An 11,033-nucleotide genomic window follows, 5' to 3' on the forward strand; every position below is an offset into this window, starting at 1 on the left:
GATAAAGCCTGTTGCTGATTGTGTGGTGGTTGAGTTGGGGGAGTGGTTATATTTCGGGTGGTCCTGCCTCCGCGTGCGTCAAGCCGCCCCAGCCACAGAGCGGTGTCGAGCCACACGCAGTCCAGATTATCAGATACCCATTTTGACAATTTTGAGAAATTCTGGTAATTCTGGTAATTCTGGTAATTCTGGTAATTCTGTATGAAAAATTGTCATGTAGTGTGAAGTGGTATAAAAATTCATTTCTTCAAAACGCCTGAGATGAGTTTTCGCTGATCGCTACAGAATTGTCAGAAGTTTTGAGACTGATCATACTCCGGTAGAGAATACGCTCGATGTTAAAAGAAATTACGACCCACGTAATTACGCTTGCCGTAATTATCGTTTGTGGTAGCATGAATAGGTGATCGAAAGTTTCGGCGACACCCAGACTGAGCAAATATACAGCGGCCAACGCTCTCGCAAGCTGCCCGGAGACATCCAGCACAGAGCTAGGCGAAAGCTACGGATGCTGAATCAAGCTAGGGCGTTGCAGGATCTCTCGTCACCACCTGGCAACCGATTGGAATCTTTACGGGGTGACCTAGAAGGATTTTGGAGTATCTGAATCAATCAGCAGTGGAGGATTATTTTCCGATGGGAAGATGGCCGCAAACTGGATGTTGCTATCACTGACTACCATTAATGCCATGAGTAATAAGAAAAATCTACTGCCAATGATTCACCCTGGAGAGATCCTGTTGGAGGAATTCATTCGCCCGCTGGATCTGTCACTCGCTGCTGTATCCAGAGCCACAAGTATTCCCGCTTCCCGCCTCACCGAAATCACAAAATGTCGTCGTAGCATCACAGCGGAAACAGCGCTTAGACTTGCGAGGTTCTTTGGCACCACTCCAGCTTTCTGGGTTGGGCTTCAGGCTGAGCATGATCTTGAGGCCGCCGAGCGCGCTGTTGGTAAGAAGGTGAAAAAGGAAGTAACCGCACTAGCTAGGTAATCGGCTCCCACACTCAAATGTCAGTCTAAAAAACGACATCGGTTTATTTTGAAGCACGAAGTGGTATTTGTTATAATTTGAATCTAAGCCTCCGGTATGACGGAATTTACGTGCTGGAGTTGCCGATTTGGCGGCAGGATGTATGTTCATCCTACGTTTGTGACAGCTGGGCGTTTCCGCCAAGTTTGTCCAGCGTCAACCACGATGCAGGATAAAAAGCCAAATTTCCGAGAGCGCATGAGGAGCACGACCTCTGAGCCTGGGGTCTATCTTATGAAAGACCGTATTGGGAACACCATCTATGTGGGAAAGGCGAAGAATTTGAAAAAGCGGCTATCGAGCTACTTTCTGCCATCGCGCAAGTCGAAGGCGGACCTGAAGACGCGGACGTTGATCGAGTCTATCTGGGACTTTGAGTTTCACGTGGTGCGCAATGAGGAAGAGGCGCTTATTTTGGAGAGCAAGTTGATCAAGCAATACCGGCCGCGCTACAATGTGAGCTTGCGCGACGATAAGCGGTTTTGGCTGGTCAAGGTGCAGTTGAAAACTCAGATCCCACGGTTCGAGTTGACTCGTCTGCGCAAGGAAGACGGGGCAAAATACTTCGGTCCATTTGTCCATTCTACCGCACTCAAGGCGACCTTGGAGTGGTTGAATAATGCCTTCGGTCTGCGGACTTGCGCACAGAAGTCGCCAGGTGCCCATGAGTACAAGCATTGCCACGCGGACGTGATTCGCAATTGCAGTGCTCCCTGTGTCGGTAAAATGAGCCTCGAAGACTACCGCGCGAAGGTGATGGAGGCGGTGGACTTTCTCGATGGAAAGGGGAAGCGTGGGTTGTTTGCTAGTTTGCGGGAGGAAATGCAGCAAGCGGCAGAGAAGATGGATTTTGAGAAGGCCGGAAGTTTGCGCGATGTCATTCAGAACTTAGAAAAAACATTGAGCCCAGCGCGTCAGTTTGCCCGTGGCCATGGCTTGCCAACGACGGTGAAGCCGACCGAAGATCTCGCTGAATTGGGCGAATACCTAGGGCTCGATCGACCACCTCAGGTGATGGAGTGTTTTGATATTTCAAATGTGAGCGACACCCACATCGTGGCATCGATGGTGCGCTTCACTGGTGGCGCGCCAGATAACTCAAACTACCGTCGCTACCGGATGAAAACGGTCACGACCCAAGACGATTTTGCCAGCATGGCGGAAGTCGTGCGGCGCCGCTATAGCCGGATCGTGATGGAGTGCCAGAAGGCGAATAAAGAATTCTTCGAAAGCAACCAAGAGCCGCTAGTCCAGGCAATGCGTCGGCTGGGGGATGAAGGGCTTTCGCCAATCCGTTTGCCTGATTTGGTAATTGTGGATGGCGGCAAGGGCCAACTCTCGGCAGCCTATGCCGAGCTTGTGGAATTAGGCCTGGCTGAGCTTCCCATCGTCGGCTTAGCCAAGCAACACGAAGAAATTTTCTTCCCCGGTGAGAGCGACGGACTACGGATCGACCACAGCCAAGGGTCGCTCAAGTTGATGCAACGCATCCGCGACGAGGCCCACCGCTACGCCAATAATTACAACGAACTTCTGCTAAGAAAACGTATGAGTGAAAGTCTGCTCGATGACGTCCCCGGGATGTCGACAGTACGTAAGCGTGCGCTGCTAAAGCATTTTGGATCGGTCACTGAGGTCAAGAAAGCTACGTTGAAAGAGCTGCAAAAGGTTACTGGGATTGGGCCGAAATCGGCCGTGCAGATTTCCGAATGGTTCAGTCGGAGCTAGCCTAGTGATTCAACTAATTTTTATACAGGCACTGCTAGAAACGCCGAGCCCAAAACCGGCAAGAATCTGGCATAGGGGCTATGGCCTAGGCTTCGATAGTCAGCACCTCCCATTCGAGGTGAGGCTTTTTAAAAGATGTCTACAGAATAGTGGATACATAGTTTACCTGCAGTAATTCAATAGTTGTATGGAATTTGTCTATTTATGGACTGTTCGAATTAGAGGGTGGATTGGATTCATTGTTATAGCGCCAAGTCTGATGGTTAAGGTGGTGCAGAGAGGAGATTTAGTTTTCCGATGTGGAGCGTTGATCTAAGAATCGTCTTGCCGTTTCTAGGCCGGAGGTGATAGCGCCTTCGATGGAGCTAGTGGAGTGTTGATCTCCGCATAGAAAAACTCCCTCCATAGCATTTGCTGGTTGTTTGGTGCTCGGGTTTTGTTCGGGGAGGGCGCGGGCGATGAGGTCTGTGCGCAGGTGCCGCCATGCTGCGACTTCTTCTCCAAACCATGTGTGAAGCTCAGCGAGGACTCGCGCTAACAGGTCAGTCTCACCGTGAATCCCAAGAATGGAAACAGATATCAGAGATTGTCCCTTGGGTGCGTAATCCGCTGAGAGGTCCGAGGGCACCGAGAGATTGTTGACCAAGCTATCGGGGTCACCAGATAGAGCGATGATGGCTTCATTGAGAGGGGAGCTAGGCGCCGCGAAGTAGCAGTTTGTGACTGACCGCCACTTGAGCTCTGGTAGAGCAAGTGCGGGAAGTATCTTCTGTGCCGCATCGCTAGGGACGGCGAGGATGATCTGTTCGGCGCTTAATTTTTCGCCAGATGCTAGAATGACTGCTGAGCCATCGACTCTAGATACTGGCGTGTTGCAGCGCAGTGTGCCGGCGGGCAGTCGCGCTGCAAGTTGGCGGGGGATTTCTTCCATCCCTTTGGCGGGTAATGTGGCAGAACCTTCGGTAAACATCTTGAAGGTGAATTCGAACATCCTACTGGAAGTGCTGAGTTCATTTTCGAGGAAGATACCACCATAGAAACTGCGGAAAAATCGATCGATCATGCTCTTACTAAGGCCAAAATTTTTGAGGTAGAGGTTTGTTGTTAGATCCTCGCGGGTCTGAATCACCTCGAGAGATGCGAATTTGAGCGAAAATCGAAGTTTAGCCACGAGGATTTTGTCTAGAATAGAACCCATGGGCGAAAATGCGCTTGAGATGAGGTAGCCTGGTCGGCGAAAAACATCCATCAGTCGATGCCTTTTTCCATGTTCAAAGATAATCGCACCGGGTTGGAAAGGCTGAAGCTTGAGCGAGTCGAGGTCCAGAAGCTGGCCGGCATTTGGGTAGGCATCTAGGTAGACTTGGAAGCCTCTGTCGAGCAGGAAGCCCTCGACCAGGTCAGTGCGGACTCGTCCACCCGGCGCATCCTCTTGTTCGAGCAAGTGAACGTTCACTCCATTTTTAGTGAGTTCGAGAGCGCATGCGAGGCCTGAGAGACCTGCGCCAATGATAATGACTTCGGGTGTGGACATGATGAGACAGTAAGCATTTGTAATGCTCGGAGCTAGTATGATTGGCGCCGATTTGATCGATCGGAATACGTATCAGGTTCTTAATGAGCTCATGCCGCCATCGGCATGGAAGACTTGGCCACTGATGAAATTCGAGTCGCGACTCAGAAGGTAGTTGGCAAGTTTTGCGATTCCTTCAGGGGTTCCGACTTGCTTTAGCGGGTGTCTATTTGCAGAGGCCCCACGTTTGGCATCAGTATTGAGTAGGTTAGAAGCCAATGGAGTGTCGGTAAGTGAAGGTGAAATAGCGTTCACTCGAATCTTAGGTGCTAATTCAGCAGCTAATGAAAGAGTGAGCCCCTCGACTGCAGCTTTAGCCATGGCGATGGAGGCGTGAAAGGCCAGTCCCTGGGCCGCGGCAACTGATGAAAATAGCACGATAGACGCTGAATGAGATTTCTTTAGTAAGGGTAATGCCAGCTGTAAAACCCGAGCTGCGCCAAACGCGTTGATTTCCATGTCTTCTCTGAATTCGTCATGAGTGATACGGTGAAATGGTTTAAGCCTAATTGTTCCAGGCAAATAGACTACCCCGTCGAGGTGGCCATCGATGGGGAGAACTAATTCGCTGGTTAAATCTAAGGGGAAGTACTGAGCCCCTTTGTCAACTAACTCACCAGGACTGCGACTCCACTGAATCAGCTCGTCACCCTGAGAGATAAGCTGCTTTCCTAAACTCAATCCGATTCCCGAATTGCCGCCTACTAATAAAATTCTAGCCATAATTTAATACAAGGTAAATTGAGATATTTATTTAGATACCATGATGAATTTTAACCTCAGGTTTGTTTCCTCGCAAGGGATAATTTATCGGTCAGCGTTTTTTAACGGGTAACTTGGTCTTATAAATAGTGTCTGGCTGGAAACTCTCACCTCCTAGAGTTCAAAAGGCTGAGGCTCAGAACGCTCTTATTCGAGAGGCTTTTAGCGACGCGCATACCCATCAAAGTAAGCATGAGGCCATGGCAAAAATGTTGGCTAAGCCCCAGACTAGTTAACCTAATAAAAACTCAGAGGGGAGTTGTCCTTTCTCCTCTTGAAAGGCTTTCGAGAAGTGGGAGAGTGAATTGTAGCCCACTTCCAGAGCTGCTTCGGTGACATTGAAATCGCCATCGAGTAATAAATTTGCCGCGTGGTCTATACGTAGCTCGCGGTGTTTTTGCTTCAGCGTCACTCCTGTCGATTTTTTGAACTGTCGGCTTAAATAGTGGGGAGCGCAGCCTACGGACTTAGCTAGATCATTCAAATTCATAGCTTGGTCTAGGCGATCTCTGAGCCAGCTGATACAGCGCTCGGTTCTGACTCTATCAGCACGTTTGATCTTGCTACAGAATGGTTCAGTGGTTTGAAAATCATTTGGCGTGAAGAGGTGGTGAGTTAATAACTCTAAAATCTTTGCCAAATACCAATAGTCTCGAGCAGCCTCAGGAACTGGAGGGGAGATCAAGCCATGGGCAATTTCCTTTTCCGCTAGAGAAAGGCTGCGTACCTTACCTAGGGTGGTACTGGCTGATTCAGAATTGGTCAGAATGGCGCGTAACATTGGATGTAGAGCTTCTTGCCTCGCCCCAAAGGTCTTACTAATCCATTGAGTCGTGACACTGAGGATGAGATAACTCTCATCCTGTTGCATTCTGGTCGCAGTTAAATCCTCACCGACACCTCGATGGAATATGACCATCGTATTCGGACTCAAATTTACTCTTAAGTCTGAGCTAAATAGAATAGCTGAACCACGGAGATTGAGCACGATGTGTAACGATCCTTCTGTCAATCTAGGCGCAAAGTCTCCTGCGCTCTGGTACCAGCTTAAGCCAATACCTTCACGCTCGTGTTTACCATATAATCTGCGATCTAATTCATCCATTCCTCGAGAGCAAAAGGTTTCTCATTGATGAGTCTCAATAGCAACAGTAATGCGCGGATGTCATTAAGCCGCTAGTTTAAGGCAAGCACGCGTTAGCCTGATGAGAGGGATAGGTGCAAGATCCCTAGTGATGAAGGCGAAGTATCTAAGCTCAAAGCTACGAAAACATTGGTATTGTTAACGATGTACCGTTTTGGATTTCAGAGAATTTCTGTGTGAAAAACCGCCTCTTCACGGAAGTGGGTTTAGTTGAGGATCTAAGTCATTGATCTATATAGATCAGACGTAATTTCCCAATTACAGTGTTGGCGGGGAAAAATAGAAGCGACATGAGGTCGTTGCTGAAGGGTTGAATAAGTGCTGATTGGCTGCTTTTATTTAGGTTTTTCGAAGACAAAAACAAAAGCTATGACAACCAGCGCTCTCTTTCATACTCAAGGCATTCGCGGATTCAAATACGAAAAAACACATCGTAAAAATGGTGTCGAGTATTATCACGTACGTTCATCGGCAGCACATGTTGACTGCCCTCTTTGCGGCTCAGCGGACACAGTGATCGTTAAAACTGCTAAGACTCGTGAGATCCGAGGCCTACACATAGGTTTAAAAAAAACGATTCTGAGAGTCCGGATTCGGCGGGTACTTTGTTCAAGTTGTGGAAAATGTCCTCAAGAGCCAATTACTTTTTGCGCAGGCCCTTATCTGACTTACACGAAGTGGTTGGCGAAATATGTCCTGGCCTTGCGCAGGGAGATGTCGATCAGTGCGGTGGCTCGCTTTACAGGCCTACACTGGGAGAGCGTCAAAGAGATAGAGAAGACCTATCTGCGCAAAAAGTATAAGAAACCCCATCTCGGGAAGGTTCAATATATGGGCATCGACGAGGTTTATCTTTGACGCACACTTGGCTTCATTACAGTGGTCCTTGACCTCGAAATCGGCGCGGTTCTCTTCATCGGAAAAGGCAAAGGAGGCGATGCTCTTCAATCATTCCGAAAACGTATCCAATCCAAAGCCAAGCAGATCAAAGCTGTCACCATGGACATGTCCAATGCTTACAGCGCATGGGTGAGAGAAGTGCTGCCTGAGACTGAAATCATCTATGATCACTTCCACGTCATCAAACTAATGAACGACCGCATGGACGGGTTGCGTCGCAGCACAATGAACAAGCTCGCCGAGAAGCAAAAGAAAGAGCTCAAAGGTAAACGATTCTTACTGCTGCGCAACCAAGAGAACCTTTCCTGCGAAGCTGCTTACGAGCTCAAGAAGCTGCGTTTTGAGTTCTAGGACCTCGGCACAGCATCGATGATGAAAGAGTATTTGCGCAACATCTACAGAATGGCTGACAGCGCCCAAACCGCACGAACTGTCTTTATCCTCTGGTGCGAGAAGGCTGATGTATCCACTATTCATTGCCTTAAACAAATGGCTAAAACCATTCGAAAACCATTCGAAAACGAATCGAAGGGTTACTTGGATTTTGTAAACATCATCGACCCACCAATGCCAGTCAAGAAGGCTTCAACAACAAGATTGGATGGCTCACCAGACAGGCATACGGATACAGGGATGAAGCCTACCTACATTTGAAAATTTACGACCTACCAAACCTCTCTACGCGTAATGATCTATAAAACCCACTTCCGTGAAGAACCAAAAAACCGCGCGGGGAATGAGTGTTTTCCCGCACCTAGAGAAAAGCCTCACAGCGTGTAAGGCAGCTGTGGGGCTTTTTTCTTACACACACTGCGCTTGGCTCATTCATTCTAAGCTAAGCTGGTATACTTCCGTTCAGGATGAGTAGATTTTGTCGTCCATTCGATCTGAAACTTAGCGCGATGGAGTGGCTGTTTTGAGTTCATTCTCCCATTGATGGAGAGCGCTCATTCCTTCTTGAGCTAACTCTAGTATCTTATGTCCATGAGCATTGAATCCAGTAAGCACTGTCTGCGGTCTACCTTTAAAAATGTCGACTCTGGCGTGTAGGCTGTACACTTGTGTGAGATCGATAGAGTACTGTCGAGTACCAGCGTGGAGGTAGACAATGCCCCAATGTGTGGACTGTGAGCAGTATTGAAATTCTTGTACAGAATGACTAAATTGTCCTGAATGCGTGAGTTTGAGGTGTGTTGCTTCCTCTAAATTAAGAAGAATTTTGGACAAAGGATGGCTTGAAGTATCCTTACGCAGTTCTTCCTGTTTTTCTAAGCAACAGTGGCAATTAGGGGCGTATTTATCTCTGACACTTTTATGTGAATGTAGGGGCCAAACTTTAGCTACTAATTTTGTGATTAAGTTGATAAATGCCTGATTCTCTAGAGTCAGGTCAAAGCTAATACATAGAGTTTCAGCAGCCTCTGTGAAATTGATTTCAATACAGATGTCTCGGTGGCTCATCGTCCCTTCGTAAAGGTAGATCTCATGGGGGGCATCTTTTAGAAGAGTTACTCCCGCTTCAGGTATACTGATGCTGTTATCAATCTCGAGCGCTTGGATTCTAGCCATTGATTGGCTACTCATGGCTCCATTGGTGTGGAGCATTATTGTTGTGTCCTGTAATGTTAGAATCAGCCCCAATAGGTGATCTAAGTTGCTTGATAACTGCCAAACGTCGCCCTTGAGCGATTCTAATAAATGGTGCATATACATAGAGATTAGGCTGTTAGTCTAAGAGTGGCTTGCTGAGTACTATTGGAATTATACAGGGCGGTGTGAATTTCACGGCCAATACGCTGGCTTTGAATGTGGGAAATGGACTGAGGAAAAAGCTCGAGAGTTTTTTCCTCTTCACAATGAATTCTAACGGATTCGTGATTGATACTAAGATCTCTCGCCTTGAGCGACTTTGAAACGAGCCCTCCTTCTGTGAGTAAATCGATTCTGAACCCTCGATTGCGATTGGCTCTGGATAGGCTTTGTTCGCAAATATAGGCCAGTGATTCTACAGGAGATGAATGATTCAACACTCGATCAGGCTGGATGATCTCCTTATTTGTGGAGCCGTTTGCGAAAATCTTAAGGATGCAATTTAGGCACTCATCATGATGCGCTTCTAGCAACCGTAATCGATGAAAGCTCGTGTTGTTACGGGAGAGAAAGCTAAACTCTGCACCTTGTGTTGAGTCTATTTTATGACTCTTTAGCCAACCACTATGCCAGTTAAGGAAATTCCATAGTATCGAGCCATCCACACTTTGGCTCTGAGCCTCGTTAGCGGAAGTGATATGCCTCGGGTAATTACCGATCTCAGTGAGTTGGCTGATCGAATTAGTGTAGCGGCTCTCTACAATGCCAAGAGTGTGTAGCCGATGGACGATTCTAGCCCAGTAGGGACTGAGTGAGTTGTTTTTCATGCTGCTCACTAGAGCAGCGAATAGGGATTCAAGCTAACGTTGGGATCTCAAATATTAGCGTCTACTTGCTTTTGATGTAACACAATTAAATATGTTGTGAGTAAATTTCTTGTACTGGTGGTTTTATCCTGTGATTAAGGAGGCCGAGTGAGAGTGTGCCGTTATGGAGAGTTACCATTACTGAGATGGCTCATTCCTTACTCAAAAGATCTTAGCTAGTGGCAGAGTACCCGTAAGCAAAAGTCACGCCTATCAATATGCAGGCGGAAGGATGCTGTCTCACGTTTGACTCCCGAGTTCGGATCGGTAGAACTGAGCTGGCCCCAGTTAGGGAGTACTGGATAGAAGGGCTGGTACACAAGATGATTTATCAAAGAAGGGTTTAGGCGGTGATGAGCGCATACGACTAATGGGACACTAGGTTATCTCGTTGGATTTGTCCGAGCTGGTTGGCAAGCGCGCTTAAATGCATTGAACACTCTTGGCGTTGAAAATCTAACTAATGAAGATGATTCAGTGCATGGATCTGGAGTGAATGAGCAAGGGCTCGATGCTATCCTTGATATAAAAATAGATTGGTAAGCTAGGGTTCGTGTTGTTTCGTATTGGAGACAACTTCGAGTTTATTTTTCGAGAACGGTTTTTCAAACTTATGACCTTACGGGGTAATTGGCCGCTCATCAAAGACGAATAACTAGAATTGTTAGGAAGGTATTCAAACCGAACTTCATCGTCGGGTGACGAATGGAGTCTTTGATCGGTTGATTGAGGAGTATGATGAAAGAAAAAGTAAGAGCTCCGAAACTCACTGTTGTTGCTATTTTAGCATTTGTACTGGCCCTATTCTTCTGTCTCCTTGAGTTGGATCTAATAAGCACTCCAATTGACATGTTTTTACAGCGAGGTTCGGCTGTTCTAGGAGTTGTTGCATAACCAGCGTGGACAATCTGGAAATGGTTGGCGTAATCGACAAATCATCGAACTATAAAACCGTCAATTTGGACCGCTACGCTATATTCTATATACCATTAACTAATGATTATCAATGACTTATGAACTTCATGTTTGTGGAACCGTTTCCATATTCTCGTAGAGGTGCCACCGAAGTGCGACCAACGGCTCGATGACTCGGCTCTCATCGAGCGTCTATCGGTGATTTATTCGAAGGAATACGTGGCGATGGTGAGCGAGCATTTGGCCATGTTGTCTAGCACAACAAACAAGCAAGGGCGGGAAGCGTACCACAAACTACGCGAGAGCTACACCAGGAGAATGTGGGATTTGGGACTCTTTATGAAGACGCTCAAGCAGCGGTTTTGTCATTGCTCCGCGCAGACTTTACGGAGTGCAGTTTTCTCCTCCGAAAACTGGACCTTAGAATGTGCCGTATAGGATGCGGTTGGGCAATCATTGTGGTACAACAAAAAGCACTGCAGACGCGGCACCCTCTGGGAAGCGCGTTGCAAAAGCGTGTT

General features: G+C 47.4%; 11 protein-coding genes and 1 pseudogene. 7 read left to right on the forward strand and 5 right to left on the reverse strand.

Annotation, left to right across the window (positions count from 1 at the left end; genetic code table 11):
* The first annotated feature begins 403 nt into the window (after positions 1 to 403).
* The 3 genes and pseudogenes from BSZ32_RS20340 (at position 404) to BSZ32_RS09495 (ending at position 2,762) form a co-directional block, all read left to right on the forward strand.
* Positions 404 to 685, forward strand: a pseudogene (locus tag BSZ32_RS20340) (type II toxin-antitoxin system RelE/ParE family toxin).
* A gap of 4 nt (positions 686 to 689) precedes the next feature.
* Complete coding sequence (locus BSZ32_RS09490; RefSeq protein WP_105044822.1) at positions 690 to 995, forward strand: HigA family addiction module antitoxin; 306 nt, start codon at positions 690 to 692, stop codon at positions 993 to 995.
* 237 nt (positions 996 to 1,232) lie between these two features.
* Complete coding sequence (locus BSZ32_RS09495) at positions 1,233 to 2,762, forward strand: GIY-YIG nuclease family protein (RefSeq protein WP_105044823.1); 1,530 nt, start codon at positions 1,233 to 1,235, stop codon at positions 2,760 to 2,762.
* A 286-nt stretch (positions 2,763 to 3,048) separates the two neighbouring features.
* Here the strand turns inward: BSZ32_RS09495 and BSZ32_RS09500 are convergent, their stop codons facing one another.
* The 3 genes from BSZ32_RS09500 to BSZ32_RS09510 form a co-directional block, all read right to left on the reverse strand.
* The gene (locus tag BSZ32_RS09500) at positions 3,049 to 4,296 is read right to left on the reverse strand and encodes an NAD(P)/FAD-dependent oxidoreductase (protein WP_105043204.1); all 1,248 of its coding nucleotides are present in this window, start codon (positions 4,294 to 4,296) and stop codon (positions 3,049 to 3,051) included.
* Positions 4,297 to 4,368: 72 nt separating this feature from the next.
* Positions 4,369 to 5,058, reverse strand: coding sequence for an SDR family NAD(P)-dependent oxidoreductase (locus BSZ32_RS09505; RefSeq protein WP_105043205.1), 690 nt, complete (start codon positions 5,056 to 5,058; stop codon positions 4,369 to 4,371).
* Between the two features lie 271 nt (positions 5,059 to 5,329).
* Positions 5,330 to 6,202 carry an AraC family transcriptional regulator gene (locus tag BSZ32_RS09510; RefSeq protein WP_105043206.1) on the reverse strand — a complete coding sequence of 291 codons (873 nt, stop codon included), beginning with the start codon at positions 6,200 to 6,202 and terminating at the stop codon, positions 5,330 to 5,332.
* Between the two features lie 408 nt (positions 6,203 to 6,610).
* On the opposite strand from BSZ32_RS09510, the gene BSZ32_RS09515 reads away from it, so the two are divergent.
* From BSZ32_RS09515 to BSZ32_RS19755, 3 genes are all read left to right on the forward strand, one after another.
* Complete coding sequence (locus BSZ32_RS09515) at positions 6,611 to 7,099, forward strand: transposase family protein (protein ID WP_105043207.1); 489 nt, start codon at positions 6,611 to 6,613, stop codon at positions 7,097 to 7,099.
* A 21-nt stretch (positions 7,100 to 7,120) separates the two neighbouring features.
* Positions 7,121 to 7,492, forward strand: a complete 372-nt coding sequence (locus BSZ32_RS09520) for a transposase (protein WP_165788759.1) — start codon at positions 7,121 to 7,123, stop codon at positions 7,490 to 7,492.
* Between the two features lie 161 nt (positions 7,493 to 7,653).
* Positions 7,654 to 7,839 carry a transposase gene (locus BSZ32_RS19755; protein WP_105044824.1) on the forward strand — a complete coding sequence of 62 codons (186 nt, stop codon included), beginning with the start codon at positions 7,654 to 7,656 and terminating at the stop codon, positions 7,837 to 7,839.
* 196 nt (positions 7,840 to 8,035) lie between these two features.
* Here BSZ32_RS19755 and BSZ32_RS09530 read toward each other — a convergent pair whose 3' ends face one another.
* Together BSZ32_RS09530 and BSZ32_RS09535 are read right to left on the reverse strand one after the other, a co-directional pair.
* Positions 8,036 to 8,848, reverse strand: a complete 813-nt coding sequence (locus BSZ32_RS09530) for a hypothetical protein (RefSeq protein WP_129589681.1) — start codon at positions 8,846 to 8,848, stop codon at positions 8,036 to 8,038.
* Positions 8,849 to 8,859: 11 nt separating this feature from the next.
* Positions 8,860 to 9,558 carry a hypothetical protein gene (locus BSZ32_RS09535; protein ID WP_105043210.1) on the reverse strand — a complete coding sequence of 233 codons (699 nt, stop codon included), beginning with the start codon at positions 9,556 to 9,558 and terminating at the stop codon, positions 8,860 to 8,862.
* Positions 9,559 to 10,623: 1,065 nt separating this feature from the next.
* Between BSZ32_RS09535 and BSZ32_RS18370 the strand changes: the two genes are divergently transcribed.
* On the forward strand, positions 10,624 to 10,950 hold the full coding sequence (locus tag BSZ32_RS18370) for a hypothetical protein (protein ID WP_129589682.1): 327 nt from the start codon (positions 10,624 to 10,626) through the stop codon (positions 10,948 to 10,950).
* Positions 10,951 to 11,033 lie beyond the last annotated feature (83 nt).

Source organism: Rubritalea profundi, from assembly GCF_002954445.1.
GTDB classification, from domain to species: Bacteria; Verrucomicrobiota; Verrucomicrobiia; order Verrucomicrobiales; family Akkermansiaceae; genus Rubritalea; species Rubritalea profundi.